The organism is Pseudomonas sp. MIL19, from assembly GCF_028680365.1.
In the GTDB taxonomy this organism is placed as follows: domain Bacteria; phylum Pseudomonadota; class Gammaproteobacteria; order Pseudomonadales; family Pseudomonadaceae; genus Aquipseudomonas; species Aquipseudomonas spirodelae.
On the sequence record NZ_JAPPVG010000037.1, the window covers coordinates 13,269 to 28,582 of the forward strand.

Annotated in this window: 15 protein-coding genes; 9 read left to right on the top strand and 6 right to left on the bottom strand. The window is 58.7% G+C overall.

What is annotated here, in order from left to right; translation table 11 throughout:
• Positions 1-401 precede the first annotated feature (401 nt).
• Positions 402-809, top strand: a complete 408-nt coding sequence (locus N1078_RS17320) for a tetratricopeptide repeat protein (RefSeq protein WP_274089357.1) — start codon at positions 402-404, stop codon at positions 807-809.
• 177 nt (positions 810-986) lie between these two features.
• Positions 987-2,351: a DNA recombination protein RmuC gene (gene rmuC / locus N1078_RS17325; RefSeq protein ID WP_274089371.1), complete on the top strand. Its 1,365-nt coding sequence runs from the start codon at positions 987-989 to the stop codon at positions 2,349-2,351.
• Positions 2,352-2,419: 68 nt separating this feature from the next.
• Here rmuC and N1078_RS17330 read toward each other — a convergent pair whose 3' ends face one another.
• A complete protein-coding gene (locus N1078_RS17330; protein ID WP_274089358.1) occupies positions 2,420-3,676 on the bottom strand; it encodes an MgtC/SapB family protein in 1,257 nt (418 codons plus the stop codon).
• Between the two features lie 149 nt (positions 3,677-3,825).
• Here N1078_RS17330 and N1078_RS17335 point away from each other — a divergent pair, with 149 nt between their 5' ends.
• The 4 genes from N1078_RS17335 (at position 3,826) to N1078_RS17350 (ending at position 7,866) form a co-directional block, all read left to right on the top strand.
• Entirely contained in the window at positions 3,826-4,539 is a 714-nt protein-coding gene (locus N1078_RS17335) for an AzlC family ABC transporter permease (RefSeq protein ID WP_274089359.1), read from the top strand.
• Entirely contained in the window at positions 4,539-4,868 is a 330-nt protein-coding gene (locus N1078_RS17340) for an AzlD domain-containing protein (protein WP_274089360.1), read from the top strand. Before N1078_RS17335 ends, N1078_RS17340 begins: the two co-directional genes overlap by 1 nt.
• A 107-nt stretch (positions 4,869-4,975) precedes the next feature.
• Positions 4,976-6,850: an MFS transporter gene (locus N1078_RS17345; protein ID WP_274089361.1), complete on the top strand. Its 1,875-nt coding sequence runs from the start codon at positions 4,976-4,978 to the stop codon at positions 6,848-6,850.
• A 230-nt stretch (positions 6,851-7,080) separates the two neighbouring features.
• The gene (locus N1078_RS17350; RefSeq protein WP_274089362.1) at positions 7,081-7,866 is read left to right on the top strand and encodes a dienelactone hydrolase family protein; all 786 of its coding nucleotides are present in this window, start codon (positions 7,081-7,083) and stop codon (positions 7,864-7,866) included.
• Positions 7,867-8,147: 281 nt separating this feature from the next.
• Here the strand turns inward: N1078_RS17350 and N1078_RS17355 are convergent, their stop codons facing one another.
• From N1078_RS17355 to N1078_RS17375, 5 genes are all read right to left on the bottom strand, one after another.
• Complete coding sequence (locus N1078_RS17355) at positions 8,148-8,939, bottom strand: DUF4394 domain-containing protein (protein WP_274089363.1); 792 nt, start codon at positions 8,937-8,939, stop codon at positions 8,148-8,150.
• Positions 8,940-9,094: 155 nt separating this feature from the next.
• Positions 9,095-9,808: an anti-sigma factor gene (locus tag N1078_RS17360; RefSeq protein WP_274089364.1), complete on the bottom strand. Its 714-nt coding sequence runs from the start codon at positions 9,806-9,808 to the stop codon at positions 9,095-9,097.
• A complete protein-coding gene (locus N1078_RS17365; protein WP_274089365.1) occupies positions 9,805-10,353 on the bottom strand; it encodes a sigma-70 family RNA polymerase sigma factor in 549 nt (182 codons plus the stop codon). Before N1078_RS17365 ends, N1078_RS17360 begins: the two co-directional genes overlap by 4 nt.
• Before the next feature lie 90 nt (positions 10,354-10,443).
• Positions 10,444-11,310: a pirin family protein gene (locus N1078_RS17370; protein WP_274089366.1), complete on the bottom strand. Its 867-nt coding sequence runs from the start codon at positions 11,308-11,310 to the stop codon at positions 10,444-10,446.
• Positions 11,310-11,708 carry an OsmC family protein gene (locus N1078_RS17375; RefSeq protein ID WP_274089367.1) on the bottom strand — a complete coding sequence of 133 codons (399 nt, stop codon included), beginning with the start codon at positions 11,706-11,708 and terminating at the stop codon, positions 11,310-11,312. The genes N1078_RS17370 and N1078_RS17375 overlap by 1 nt, the downstream gene beginning before the upstream one ends.
• A gap of 116 nt (positions 11,709-11,824) precedes the next feature.
• Between N1078_RS17375 and N1078_RS17380 the strand changes: the two genes are divergently transcribed.
• From N1078_RS17380 to N1078_RS17390, 3 genes are all read left to right on the top strand, one after another.
• Positions 11,825-12,847, top strand: coding sequence for an amidohydrolase family protein (locus N1078_RS17380; protein ID WP_274089368.1), 1,023 nt, complete (start codon positions 11,825-11,827; stop codon positions 12,845-12,847).
• 63 nt (positions 12,848-12,910) lie between these two features.
• On the top strand, positions 12,911-13,378 hold the full coding sequence (locus N1078_RS17385; protein ID WP_274089369.1) for a DUF3859 domain-containing protein: 468 nt from the start codon (positions 12,911-12,913) through the stop codon (positions 13,376-13,378).
• A 181-nt stretch (positions 13,379-13,559) separates the two neighbouring features.
• On the top strand, positions 13,560-15,185 hold the full coding sequence (locus tag N1078_RS17390) for a methyl-accepting chemotaxis protein (RefSeq protein ID WP_274089370.1): 1,626 nt from the start codon (positions 13,560-13,562) through the stop codon (positions 15,183-15,185).
• The last annotated feature ends 129 nt before the right edge of the window (positions 15,186-15,314 follow it).

Genomic DNA, 15,314 nt, shown 5'->3' on the forward strand with positions numbered 1-15,314 from the left:
GCGATGGTCGCGTCAGCCTAGATGGGGCGGCGTTTAGCGATTGATTTGCCCTTAAAAAGGGCAGTGCGACGGCTTGCCGCATCGACTTGTGCACAATTGCGATGCGCCCCGTCAAGCAAAACCTAGTGCTTGACGTAAACCCTTGATTCTTTTTATTGATTTTATAAGTCAATGAAATATATGAGTTTTTTGCACTGGTGAAAAAATCACCAGTTTGAGCTCAGGCCCCATGGGGTAAGCGCTAACGGCGCTTGATCCCATGTTATCCACTAAGTTATCCACAGCTTTTGTGGATTAAGCCAAGCGCTTGCTCTAGACCGCGGCTTAGCGCTTTTTACAAGGCTTTACCTTGGCGAAAATAAGAGTAGAGTGGCGCGCCTTTCCAGCTACCTCTGCTTTTTATGCCACGCGTAATTACTCGTATCCCTGCTGCTCACTCTGTTGTCACGCCTCGTTTGCCTGCACGCGTTGCGCTCTGGCTGCTAGACACCCCGCGCCTGAGTGAAGCGCCGAGCGTTAAACGCTTTGCCGGTCGACTGCTCAAGCAACCTGCTTTGCAAGGTGTGGTGAAGGCACAAAGCCGTTTGGGTCAGCTGCTCTGCCGCGACTGCGGCAATCCGCGTGATCGGCGCATGGGCTTTGAGTTACTGCGTCAGGCGGCGCGCGCTGGTGATGTGGGGGCTCAGCTTGAACTCGGTCAGTTGTATTGCCAGTCGCGTCACAACGAGCCGAAAAAAGCCCGGCATTGGCTGGAATTAGCAGCGGGACAGGGTTCGCTTGAGGCGCAACAACTGCTTAAACAGCTCTGACTCTGTTTAGGGTACTGGTTATACTGCCAGTACTTTTCTGCGGAGCTGCCTATGCCCATCGATCTATCCACCGCGCTGGCGCCGGCATTGCTCGGCGTTGCCGCTGCAGCCCTTCCTCTTATCTATCTCGCGTGGTCGTTGCAACGCCGCCTGGCGCGCCAGCAGCTGGAATTCAGCTTGCTGCAGGAACGCCTGAGTAACGCGCAACTGGCCCAGGCCGGCCTGGCGGCGCAGTTGGATGATTGCCGTGAAGAAATCGCCGAGATCAGTGAGATCAAGGCCGATCAACAGGCTGAACTGGCGGCGCTGCGCCGCGAGGCTGAGCTGCTGCAGCAGGAACGGCAGATCGCCCGTGACGCGGTACAGTCCTGGACCCAGCAGCGCGAACAGCAGGAAGCCGAAATTCGCCGCCTGGATGCATTGCGCGCGTCGCTGAGTGCTGAACTCAAAGAACAGCAGGACAGTCATCAACAGCGCCTCAGCGATCTGCAAGGCTCACGCGATGAGTTGCGTGCGCAGTTTGCCGAGTTGGCCGGGAAGATCTTCGATGAGCGCGAGCAGCGCTTTGCCGAGACCAGCCAGCAGCAGCTCGGCCAGTTGCTCGACCCGCTCAAAGAGCGCATCCAGTCGTTCGAAAAACGCGTGGAAGAAAGCTACCAGCAGGAAGCTCGTGAGCGCTTTTCCCTGGGCAAGGAACTGGAGCGCTTGCAACAGCTCAATCAGCGGTTGGGGGATGAAGCGACCAACCTGACCCGCGCCCTCAAGGGGCAGAAAACCCAGGGCAACTGGGGCGAATTGGTGCTCGAAAGAGTGCTGGAGCACGCCGGCTTGGAGAAAGGCCGTGAATACCAGACCCAGGTCAGCCTGAAGAGCGCCGACGGCGAGCGTTTCCAGCCCGATGTACTGATCCAGCTGCCGGGCGACAAGCAGGTAGTCGTAGATGCCAAGGTCAGCCTGACTGCGTACCAGCAGTTTATTGCCGCCGAAGATGAGCCGAGCCGCCAGCAGGCGCTGAAGCAGCATGTGCAGTCGCTGCGCAGCCACCTCAAAGGCTTGTCACTCAAGGATTACCAGCGCCTGGAAGGCCTGCATAGCCTGGACTTCGTGCTGCTCTTCGTGCCGATTGAGGCAGCCTTTGCCTGCGCGCTGCAGGCTGATCCCGGCTTGTTTCAGGAAGCCTTCGACCAACATATCGTGATCGTCAGCCCGACGACCTTGCTCGCTACGCTGCGGGTGATCGACAGCTTGTGGCGCCAGGAGCGGCAAAGCCAGAACGCCCGTGAGATTGCTGAGCGCGCCGGGGCGCTGTACGACAAGTTCGTGGCCTTTATTCAGGACCTGGATGAAGTCGGTACACGCCTGCAGCAGCTGGACAAGGCCTATGCCGGGGCGCGCAATAAGCTGTGTGATGGCCGGGGTAATATCATCAGCCGGGTGGAAAACCTCAAGCTGCTGGGCGCCCGCGCCAGTAAGAGCTTGCCTACCGAGCTGCTCGAACAGGCGGCCGGGGTGATGGCGCTGGATGATCAAGTGACCGAGTAGGGCGCATGAGTCAGACGGTTGAGCGAGCGTTCGCTCAACCGTCTGAGGCTTTATGGCGCGACGTTGCTTTAACTCAGCAGTAATACCGCAGCACCTGCCAGCAGGCCGGCCGCCATAACCGGCAGGGTCATCAACGCCAGCTTGCGACCGCCAATCAGCGCGACGAGGCAGGCTTTGACCACGCTGTTGCTGAGCGCGGCAAGAAAGATCCCCTGCACGGCGACTTGGGCATTGAGGTCACCTTGTGCGCTGCGCGCCAGCGACAGGGTGATGGCATCGACATCGGCCAGGCCCGAGAGCAATGCGACTAGGTACACGCCGACATCGCCGAGCCAGCGCTGCGCCGCTTCAACCAGTAGCAGAATCAATGCTAGCAGCGAGGCAAAACGCAGGGCTGGCCCCAGTTCAAACGGGTTTTTCAGCGGTGGCTCGGCCGCTTCCTCGCTCTCTGTGCCCGCGCGGCGGAAATACAGCAACGCACCGCTGGCGTATACCAAGGTGGCGACGCCCAGTGGCCAGGCCAGCTGTGGCAATAGGCTGGGGTTAACCAGGCCGACTTCCAGCAGAATGCGCGGAAACATCAGGGCTGAGGTGGCGAGCAGGCCGCAGGCCAGGATCGCTTGCAAGTTACGCCCTGCCGCCAGTCGCGCCAGGGTTATGGTCATGGCGGTGGAAGAGACCATACCGCCGAGCAATGAGGTGATCAGCAGGCCACTGCGCATGCCCACCAGGCGGATCGCCACATAGGCGGCAAAACCGATGCTGGCGATCAGCACCACCATCCACCAGATGGCGTAGGGGTTGAATACCTGCCAAGGGCCGTAGCCCTGATTGGGCAGCGCCGGCAGCAGCACCAGGGAAATAAACAGCAGCTTAAGCGCGCCGGAGAGTTCCGCCTCGCTGAGTCGCTGCAGGGCGCTGTGCAAGGATTGCTTGAGGCTCAATAGCAGTGCTACCGCCACCGCACCTGCTGCCGCGACGCCGGCGTACCCAGCCATGGACAGGCTGCCGAGGAGGAAGGTGATCAGCAGCGCCACTTCGCTGGTCAGGCCCATGTCGCCCAAGCGTTTCAGCTCGCCAAAGTAAGACGCCACTACCAGGATGGCAAAGCCGGCAAAGATCACCGCCCAAGCGATGACGCCAAAGTGCTCGCTGAGCAGCATGGCAAAGGCGCCAAGCAGGCTGCTCAGGGCAAAGCTGCGAATCCCCGCGACCAGTTGTGAATCGTCGCTATTGCGTCCCTGCCAGCCGCGCTCGGCACCAATCAAAAGGCCGGCGGCCAAGGCGCTGGCAAAATTCAGCAAGGTGTCGAGAGCTTCCGGCATGAGCGCGTCCTGGGTAAATAATGTGGGCAGTTTAGCCAGTGCGCCCCAGGCTGTGTTGCGGCAAATCAGTGTCTGGCTGGGATGATGCGCAAGATTGTTCAAGACGCTGAGGCTGAGATGCTGCAGGCTGTCCTGCTCAAGGAGGGCGCATGGGCCGTTTGCAGCATTTTCTCTATGGTAGTCGCGACAGTATTCCAATGATCGTCGGTATTCTGCCGTTCGGTTTGATCTACGGTGCGTTGGCCAGCCTGGCCGGGCTGAGCCTCGGGCAGGCGCTGGGCATGTCGTTGTTGGTGTATGCCGGCTCTGCGCAATTTATTGCCATCAGCCTGCTGACACTGGGCAGCGGGGCCGTGGTGATTCTGCTCACCACCTTGGTCGTCAACCTGCGCCATGTGCTCTACAGCGCGGCGCTGCAGCCTTATGTGGGGCCGCTCGCGCAGCGCTGGCGGGTGCCACTGGCATTCGGCCTGACCGATGAAACCTTTGCCGTGGTGCAGCGCCGTTACCTGGCGCGCGGCATGGCCGAGTATGGCCAGTGGTACCACGCGGGGGTGGCACTGGCGTTGTATGTATCGTGGGTCGGCAGTTCACTGGTCGGTGCACTGTTTGGTCAGAGCGTGCCGAACCTGGCGGGCTGGGGACTGGATTTCGCCATGCTGGCGACCTTTATCGGCATTGTCGTGCCGGCCCTGCGCAGCCAGCCACAGATTGCTGCAGCATTGGTCGCGGGCGCCGTGGCGTTGTTGTGCCATAGCTGGCCCTACAAGCTGGGGCTGATGGCCGCCGCGCTCAGTGGTATTGCGATTGGCGTCTTGCTGGAGCGGCGGCAAGCGCCCTTGGCTGCTGGGGAGAGCGCTTGATGGATATCTGGTTGCTGATTCTCGGCATGGCGCTGATTACCTTTGCCATTCGCTACAGCCTGTTTGCCTTTCCGACGCTGCGTTTCCCGCCGCTGGTGCGCCAGGGGCTGCACTATGTGCCGACGGCGGTGCTGAGTGCGATTGTGCTGCCGGGCATGCTGATACCTGATGGCCAGCAGTGGGCATTCAATCTGCACAATGCCTATCTGCTGGCGGGGGTGGCGACTATTGCCATCGCGGCCCTGACGCGGCACTTACTGGCTACGATTGGTGGCGGCTTGTTGGTGTTCTTTGTGCTGCGCGGATTGCTGGGGCAATTGCCGTTGTAGGCGCCACTAATTTGCTGCGGGTGCAGCAAAAAGTGCGCGCGGCTGTGGCTTTGTCGGGTGGTCTTGCAGTCAAATGCCTGACCACCTCGCAGACAGGTACACGGACGATGACCGAACAATCACAATTCGCATTGCTGGGTAAAAAGCGCTTTTTACCGTTTTTCATCACCCAGCTGCTGGGCGCCTTCAACGACAACATCTTCAAGCAATCACTGATTCTCGCCATTCTGTTCAAGATCAGTTCGGGCACCGACAAGGCCTTGCTGATCAACCTCTGCGCCTTGCTGTTTATCCTGCCGTTCTTTCTGTTCTCGGCCCTTGGCGGGCAGTTTGGCGAGAAGTTTGCCAAGGACGCGCTGATCCGCAAGATCAAGTTCGCCGAGATCGTGATTATGTTGTTGGGCGCAGCCGGGGTGCTGCTCGGCAACCTACCAATGATGCTCGCGGTGCTGTTTGCCATGGGCACGCAGTCGGCGCTGTTCGGCCCGGTAAAGTATTCGATTCTGCCGCAGCACCTTGAGGAACAAGAGCTGGTAGGCGGTAACGCGCTGGTGGAAATGGGCACCTTCCTGGCCATCCTCGCCGGCACCATTGGCGCAGGCATCATCATGGCCAGCAGCGGTTATGCGTCTATTGTCGCGGCCTGCGTAGTGTTGGTCGCCGTGCTCGGGTACCTGGCCAGTCGGGGGATTCCCGCTGCGGCTGCGGCCATGCCAGAACTCAAGCTGGACTGGAATATCCTGCGCCAGTCCTGGTTGATCATGAAGCTGGGGCTGGGCCAGCGCCCGGCGGTATCGCGCTCGCTGGTGGGTAATTCTTGGTTCTGGTTTCTGGGGGCGGTGTACCTGACGCAGATTCCGGCCTATGCCAAAGAATGGCTATACGGTGATGAAAGCGTGGTCACCTTGATCCTCACCGTGTTCTCCCTGGGCATTGGCCTGGGCTCGATGCTGTGCGAGCGCATGAGCGGGCACAAGGTGGAAATTGGCCTGGTGCCCTTCGGCTCAATTGGCCTCACGCTGTTCGGCATTTTGCTGTGGTGGTTTTCCGGTGACTTCCCGGAGGGCGCGGTGGCGCATGACTGGCTGACGGTGCTGAGCTACAGCCAGGCATGGTGGATTCTCGGTTCGATTCTGGGCATCGGTTTGTTTGGCGGCTTCTATATCGTGCCGCTGTATGCACTGATCCAGTCGCGTACCGTTGAACACGAGCGGGCGCGGGTGATTGCCGCTAACAACATTCTTAACGCGCTGTTTATGGTGGCTTCGGCCATTGCCTCGATCCTCTTTCTCAGCGTCGCTGAGCTGTCGATTCCGCAGCTATTTCTGACCATTTCGCTGATGAACATCGCGGTCAACAGCTACATCTTCAAGATCGTCCCCGAATTCAGCATGCGCTTTATGATCTGGCTGCTCAGCCACTCGATGTACCGGGTTGAGCACAAGGGGCTGGAGGCGATTCCTGATGAGGGTGCGGCAGTGCTGGTGTGCAACCACGTGTCGTTTGTCGATGCGCTGCTGATTGGCGGTGCGGTGCGCCGGCCGGTACGGTTTGTCATGTACTACAAGATCTACAACCTGCCGGTGCTCAACTTTATCTTCCGCACCGCCGGCACGGTGCCGATTGCCGGGCGTAACGAAGACCTGCTGATCTATGACGCCGCCTTCAAGAAAATCGCCGAATACCTGCGCAATGGCGAAGTGGTGTGCATCTTCCCGGAAGGCAAACTGACCACTGATGGCGAGCTCAATGAGTTCAAAAATGGCATCGAACGCATCATTGAGGCTAACCCGGTGCCGGTGATCCCCATGGCATTGCAGGGCTTGTGGGGCAGCTTTTTCAGCCGTCATCCGCACAAGGGGGTATTCAAGCGGCTGTGGTCGCGCATCACCCTGGTGGCTGCTGCGCCGGTAGCACCCGAAGCGGTCAAGCGCGAACGGCTGCAGGCGCAGGTGGCGGCGTTACGCGGTGAGCGGCTGTAGTACGCGGCCTCAGCCACTGAGGGTTGGCTCGGTGGCTGATTGATAGGTGGTGCTAGCTGTTCATTCAGCCGTTGCCGGCGATTTTGGAAATCAACGCGCGTTGGGCGGAGCAAGCGTAGTTCCGCAACAGGCTGAAACCTTTGCCTGGTGTGCCGTCTGCTGCTGCGCTTGGTCATCCTGATGCGGCGGACTATGGTTGATGTTCTGCTTAACCCCATCAGGAAATTGCCATGTCTACGAAACGTCTATTGCCCCTGTTATGCGCTGGAATGATCGGCATGGCCGATGCGGCCGTAGTGGTTAAACCGGTGCCGTATGAAATTGACGGTGAAGCCTTTGAAGGCCTGATGGTCTACGACGATGCAGTCACTACGCCGCGTCCGGGCCTGCTGATGGTGCCTAACTGGATGGGCGTGAGTGAGAACGCAGCCACCAAGGCCGCGCTGCTGGCTGGCGACAAATACGTCATATTCGTTGCCGACATGTATGGCAAAGCGATTCGTCCGACTAATGCCGATGAAGCCAAGGTAGCGGCCACGACGGTGCGCAGCGATAGGCCGCTGATGCGCAAGCGGGCGCAGGCGGCGGTTGAGGTGCTCAAAGCGCAGGCCGGGCAGGTGGCATTGGATACAACGCGGCTAGGCGCTATCGGTTTCTGCTTTGGTGGCGGAACTGTACTGGAACTGGCCCGTTCTGGTGCGCAACTGAAAGGCTTTGTGTCGTTCCATGGCAACCTGGATACGCCTGATCCGCGTGATGCACAAAACATTAAGGCACCTGTATTGGTGCTGCATGGCGTGGATGACCCGGCAGTGCCGCAGGAGCAGGTCGATGGCTTTGTTGCGGAGATGAAAGCGACGAAAACCGATTGGCAATTGGTCAGCTACGGCGGTGCGGTGCATTCCTTCACCAACCCGGAGGCCAATGTGCCAGGGCGCAATGAGTACCACCCGCTGGTGGCCGCTCGCGCGTTCAAGGCCATGGATAATCTGTTCGATGAAACCTTTGCCAAATAAACCGTGAACGGGAAGGCCTGGCGGCCTTCCCGAATCGTTGCTTAGAACCTGTTTAGAGTCTCGCGAGCTAGAGCGAGACAAGGCGCTACGTAGTAACAGCCTCTGGCTGGTCAAAGCGCCGAGGAAGCGGACTGGGCTCGCACACGAGTTTACGTGCTGTAATTGAGCATTACTCGTTTCACTCGCCCTGCGGGCCGCGCTAAAGCGCGTTAGCCGCAAGCGGCTTACCGAGGCCATTTTTAACGCCGTATCGCCGACGCGCAGCAGACTCGATATAGGTTCTACATGCCTGGCAGTATGGCTATATCAATGATATTGCCCGGCAGGCCGGCAACATCACCTAGCGTCATTGGCTTGCCGCTGGCCAAGTCCACGGTATGCAGCGTGGTGCCGGTCAGCAGGTAGGCGGTGTTGCCGCCTTTGCCGTCGCTGGCGATATCCATCGCAGCGTTTTTCAGGCCATCGGCGACCATGCCAACCACTTGCTGGATGCCATCGTTTGGCGGGTTTTGCAGCATCAGGCTGCTGCTGGCCAAGTCGACGTTGTACAGCGACGTCGCCTGGGTGCCGGCATAGGAGTTGGTGTAGGCCCCAGCTACCACTTGTGCACGTTTGCCTGCATAGGCGCCGTCAGCGGCGTAGGCCACTGAACCATCGACCGTTACTTCACCGGTGTCGACATTGACGCGGAAGTTGGTGCCGTCGGCGGCCAGCATGCGCATTTTGTCAGCCACTGGGTTGAAGTCGATGACCGCCTGACCGCTGCCCGGCAGCGGCTTGTTCAGGCTGGCGACCTTGCTTGCTGCGCCAGTGCTCAGGTCCAGGGTGTAGAGCTGATTGTCACTGCCCAGCGCATAGAGCCTGCCGTTGGCCGGGCGTACATCGATGCCACGCAGCGGGCTTGGGCTGCTGGCAGACATGGTCGCGGTGATTTTCTGGCTGGCGCTGTCGATCTTGAACAGCTGACCGTCGGCGCCCAGGGCCAGTAGGGTCGCTGCGCTGGCAGTGCCAGCGGCGAGGCTGAGGGTGGCAGTGGTAACGGCAGCGGTCAGCAGGGTATTGAGGCTGTTCATATGCGTTCTCTCATCTGTGGGTATCCAGCATCGATGCAAGGCTGAACATCGCCTGCCTTGCAGGTGCCTCGATGAAACACCTGATAGCTATACCCACGAGAGAACGTTTGGATGTCGCCGCCTGAAAATAAATTCAGTTTTTTAAAAAAATGGTCTCAGTTGACTGAAGCCATAACCGCGCGACCGATATATAGCACCTTGCCGGTTGGCCGATCCTTCGGCGAGCCGCCGGCCGGCTCCAGGGTTAGTTCGAACAGCTGGCCGGGTTCTACCGCGCCAATTTGTTCGGCAGACAGTTGCAGCGGTTTACCCGGTTCGACCAGGCCGAGTGAGCGCGGGCCAATGGCCGGGTCAATCAGGGTCCAGAACTGCACAGAACGATCGGCCGGAATCTGATCTTCCAACAATGGTTGCAAACGCAAGCCGCCAGTGCCGTCGACATGCACCACCCAACCTGGTTTAGCCGCCTCACCTGGCGCTTGCAGCACCACGGTGTAGCTGTTGGCGGCAGTATCCGTGCGCCATAGATCAGGCAGCACGGCGATGATCAGGGCAAAGGCCAGGGCGGCGCTGGTGAGACGCCAGGTGGTCAGGCTCTGCCACCAGGCCAGCCAGCTGTTGACGTGACTGACGGCTGGAGTCAGGCCGAGGCTTTCCTGCAGGCGTTGCCACAATTGCGCGGAGGGTGTTTGCGGCGGCAGCTGATCGCTCAGCTCAAGAAAGTGCTGCTGCCACTGCAGGGCCATTTGCGCGGCTTCGCTGTCGTGTTCAATCAGCTCGCGCACTTCAGCGGCTTCGGCTTCATCGAGCAGGCCCAGGACGTATTCGCCGATTAATGCGCGGCGTTCGGCAGGTTGCTGCGTAATCATGCGTGCAAACACTCCTGCAGCGCGCGTAATCCGGCGCGGATACGGCCTTTGATGGTGCCCAGCGGGGTGGTCAGGCGGTTGGCGATTTGTTCATGGGTCAGGCCGCGATAGAAGGCCAGCAGGATCGGGTGACGGCGATTGCGTTCGATGCCCTGCAGGCAGCGGCGTAGTTGCTGCTGTTCGCCCTGTTGCTCCAGCAGTTCGGCGGCCTGTGGGCTGTCGTCGGCGGCGCGCTCGATAAAGTCGTCATCCAGCTCCACTGTGCGACCCCGGCTGCGTAGCTGGTTCAGCGCGCGGTAGCGCAGGATGCTGTAGATCCACGCGCGACCGCTGCCAAGTGCCCGCTGAAAACGCTGAGCGTTGCGCCAGACTTGCACAAAGGCATCGTGCACACAGTCTTCGGCTTGATCACGACGGCCGAGCAGAGTGATGGCCAACCCGAGCATCTGCGCGGCCTCCTGTTGGTAGAGCGCCTGGAATGCGCGTTCGTCCTGCTGAGCACAGGCTTCCAGATGGCTTTCGTAATCAAACAGCGGCTGCGCCATGCACAGGGTTCCTGAGTGTGTGAGCGTGCCAAGGGTTATACCCGAGTGCGACCTGTTTGGATGTCGCGTGAGTGCAACAAATATTCTCTGTCAGCGTGGCAGTTCGATTCGTTCGGTTTCGCCCGGCACTGTTGGCCAGTCCTGTGCGGCCCAACGCTGACGCGCCTGGTCGATCAGGAGCTGGTCACTGGCGACGAAATTCCAGTTGATCCGTCGCGGACCAATCGGCTCGCCGCCAATCATTACCAAGTGGCTCTCGCTGCAAGCGCTGAGGGTGTAGGTCTCGCCTTCGGGCAGCACCAGCAGACCGCGTAACGGCAATTGTTGGTCGTCCACTGTCACCCCGCCGTCAATCAGGTACAGCGCGCGGTCGGCATGTTCAGTGGGTATCTGTAGTGCGCTGCCTGCGGTCATCTTGATCTCGGCATAGATAGTGGGCGACAGCACCGGCACCGGCACTGGCGATTGCAGGCAGAAGCCGGTGCCGGCAATCAGGCAGATGTCTACACCCATGCTGGTACTGCGCGGCAAGCTGCTCGCGGGATGATGGCTGTAACTGGGTTCGCCTTGCTCATCCTCTGCGGGCATGGCCAACCACACCTGCAGGCCATGCATGTGCGAGCCGCTTTCCCACAGCGTCTGCGGTGTGCGCTCGACATGCGCTACAGCATGGCCTGCGGTCATCCAGCTGACTTCGCCGGGGCTGACCAGTTGATTCGAGCCGAGGCTGTCCTTGTGCTGCAATTGCCCCTCGAACAGGTAGGTGAGGGTGGACAGGCCAATATGCGGGTGCTGGTTGATATTCATGCCGCTGCCGGCCGGGTAGGTGTGTTCCAGTATATGGTCGAAGAACACGAACGGCCCGACGCTGCGACACTTGGCCGAAGGCAGGGGGCGCAGGATAGGTTGTCCGCCGAGGTTTTCCGGGCGCGGTTGGATCAGCAGAAAGTCGCTCATTACACGTCCTCGCTTAGCTGAGTGCTGACCTGAACCTCGCTGCTGGTCATCAGCTTGTGAATCGGGCATTTGTCAGCGATGCGCAGCAGTTGCTGGCGTTGCGCATCGTTCAGGGCACCATGCATGGTCAGCTCGACATTTAAACCGTAAACGCCTTGGCGTTCATGAGTGTTATCACGGGTCAGTTGCACGTCCAATCCTGTCAGCGGCAAACCTTTTTGCTTGGCATAGAGCGCAAGGGTCAGGGCTTTACAGGCGCCCAAGGATGCATCAAACAAGTCATGCGGATCGGGTGCGGAACCTTCGCCGCCCAGTTCCACCGAGACATCGCTGTGCAGGGTATGCGGGCCTATGCTGATGCGTTGTAGCAGGCCTTTTTCATTACTGATGCGGATCATTGAAGCTCCTGTGGCTGAAACTATGGGGGCAGAAGGTATCTGCTGTAATCCTGGTTTCTGAACTTGGCAACAGTGTAGTGAGTCAATTGCACTCACGTCTTCAAGAGGGTTGGGGTTTGAAACGACTTGCGCTGAGTCTTGCTGTTCTCGTTGGCATTTGCAGCCCGCTGGCTGTGGCGCGGGATTATCGCTACAGCGATGCGCACCTGCACTACGTGGATTTTTTCCAGGAAAGCGCCGGGGCGACCGAACTGTTTGAGCAGATGGCCGCCGGCAATATTGAGCATGTGATGCTCTCGGGTATTCCGGTGGCGAAGAAATGGCACGAGAACGAGCCCAAGCGGCCCCGTTATTACGCCGGCGATGATGCCAATGCCTATTGGTACAGCGCCACCGATGTGCTGGTAGCGCATGCCTACAAGCAAGTGCCAGCCGAGCAGCGCAAGCGCCTGCATCCATTTCTCTCAGGCTTTAACCCGAACGATAAGAATGCCGACGCACATATCCGTCGCATGCTCGAACTCGACCCTGGCCTGTGGCAGGGCATCGGCGAGATATTCACTAGGCATGACGATTTGACCGCACTGATTCATGGCGATGTCCCTCGGGCCAACAACGAGGCCCTGGCGCGGGTTTTTCACCTGGCCGCTGAGTACGATCTGCCGGTGATGCTGCATTCCAATATCACCTCCAAGCGTGAACGTAACCCGCTGTATCTGCAGGAAATCGAGGAGCCGCTGCGCAACCATCCGCATGTACGGTTTATCTGGGCGCATGCTGGAACAAGCATGGAAATTCATCGGCACCAGGAAAAGCTGGATTTCCTTTTGCCTACCCTCGAACGAATGCTCAAGCAGTACCCCAACCTGTATATCGACCTGTCCTGGACCATGCTCAGGCCTTATTTGTTGAATGCTGACGGCGAGCCTGATCCGGCCTGGGTGAAGTTGGTCAGCAGCTACCCGGCGCGCTTTATGCTGGGCTCCGATGTGGTGGGGCGTTTTGATGGTCTGGCTGACTATATGAACGGCTTTAAACCGTTTCTCGATGCTTTGCCAGAGACAGTCGCGCATCAAGTGGCACGCGATAACTTCCTCGCGGTACTGCCGCGTCGTGTGCAGGCCGAGCTTACTGAGTAACTCTGTCATCGCGCTGTCACACAGGTGTCATAGGCTCGCACTCATCTAAAAAAGGAGCGCGACATGCAATACAGCCGTTTCAGCAGCCTAGCCGCACTTATGTTGATCAGCAGCCTGGCACAGGCCGAAGTTCGGGTAGACGGCCCGGTCGAGCACGGTGTTTTCGCCAGCGATTATCAGGACTTCCAGGCCGGTGAGCGAGTGCTGACCCGCAGTAATCAGCAAATCGAGCCCACTGAAGTGATTCCGGCCAAGCTGGGTACCAAGTTTGGTATGCGTTACACCTTAGCGGGTAAGGTCGCTACGGAGTCACCGCTGACCCTGCTGTACCTCACGCCAGGGGTGGTTACGCCGGACGGTAAGCGTCATGACAAATTTGTGGTGACGCAAAAGTTGGTGCCCGGTGCGCCGCAAGATGTAATGGCATTCGAGTTCACTGAAGCGCATGAAGTGGTGCCCGGCGAGTGGCGCTTTATGGTGTTTCAGGATGACCGGAAATTGTTAGAACAGCGGTTTATCGTGCGTTTATAGACTAGAGTGATACCTGCAAAGCCGAGCCCATGCTCGGCTTTTTATTGTCTAAATTAAAGAAACCCGTATTTCAGTCGCTAGTATGGTTAGTTACATCTTTCGTCATGTTGCGGGGCGACTTTAAATCTAAAGACTTTGTGCGGCTGACACTTCAACTAAATATTAAAAAGGGACTGCCTCGATGAATCTCAGAAACCTCAATATCGCCCCTCGGGCGTCGCTCGGGTTCGGCTTGGTTGCAGTACTGGTTCTGCTACTTGGCAGCTTTTCTTTGCAGCAGATGGGCGAAATGCGCAAGCAGTCGCAGCAGATAAACGAAAATTGGTTACCCAGCATCTTGAGCCTCGGTGAGATTAACCAGCAGGTTCTCCGTCTTCGGGCGCTGACCATGCGCTTAGTAATCATCAGTGATGAAGCCATGATGCGTACGAGCCTTGCAAACGCTGAAGAACTCCGGAAATCATTGACTGAATCGGAAAGCACCTATCAAAAGCTAATTTCTAACGCAGAAGAAGAGACTGTCTACGAGCGCTTCAGGCAGGCCGAAAAGGCGTATCTGGAAGAACAGGAAAAGGTCATCGCAGCGGTGCGCCAGAGTGATCTGGATAGTGCTGCGGCTTTGTTCAATGGGCCGATAAATGGCTACGCCGACACCATGGCTAAGGCCCTTGTCGAGCTTTTAGAACTTAACCGTACGGGTGCTAGTGCTGCGACCCATCTGGCCGATGAGATATTTGCCAGCGCGCGCTTGTGGGTGGTCGTGATGATAGTGCTGGCGCTGTGCTTGACTGTGGCTCTGGCGTTGCTCCTGACCCGCAGTATTGTCAGCCCGCTCACCGAAGCGGTTAGGGTTGCTGAGACAGTGGCGAGCGGTAATTTGACCCAGCCAATTGATGTGCTGGGCTCGGATGAACCAGCACGTTTGCTGGGTGCTTTGAAAAGTATGCAGCAGAGTCTGCGCAGTACCATTCAGAATATCTCCGACTCATCTACGCAACTGGCCTCGGCGTCAGAGGAACTCAGTGCGGTGACCGAGGATTCGACCCGCGGTCTGCACCAGCAAAACAACGAAATCGAGCAGGCAGCTACGGCAGTCAATGAAATGACCAGCGCCGTGGAAGAGGTGGCGCGCAACGCCGTGAGCACCTCGGAAGCCTCCAGTGAGTCCAATCGCACGGCTCAGCATGGTCGCGAGCAGGTGCGTCAGACTGTCGACTCGATCACCAGTTTGGCTGATGACGTGACTCATACCGCTTCGGAAGTCGAGCAGTTGGCTGGTCAGGTACGCGATATCAGCAAAGTGCTGGACGTGATCCGTTCCATTGCCGAACAGACCAACTTGCTCGCACTCAACGCAGCCATTGAAGCGGCGCGAGCCGGTGAAGCAGGGCGCGGTTTTGCCGTAGTGGCCGATGAGGTACGTGCCCTGGCGCACCGTACTCAGCAATCGACTCAAGAGATTGAGCAAATGGTCAGCGGCATTCAGCAGGGCACCGACAAGGCGGTTAATGCCATGCAAACCAGTAACAATCGGGCGCGTTCGACGCTGGATGTAGCCAAGGCCGCCGGCCAGGCGCTGGAAGAAATTACCGCAGCTATCTCGCAAATCAACGAACGTAACCTGGTGATCGCCAGTGCCTCCGAAGAGCAGGCGCAGGTGGCTCGTGAAGTGGATCGTAATCTGGTGAATATCCGCGACCTGTCAATGCAGTCTTCGGCCGGGGCTAATCAGACCAGTGCAGCCAGTCAGGAGCTGTCGCGCCTGGCGGTGGACTTGAATACATTGGTGGCGCGTTTCTCGATTTGATCCTAGGCGCTATCCGCAACAAAAAAGGCCACCCCTAGGGGTGGCCTTTTTATGGTGCGCCAGGCATGGCGCGTAGCGCCGTGACTGGCGCTGTCGGGTTCACTGTGGTGGTGAGCCTGGCGACTTGGA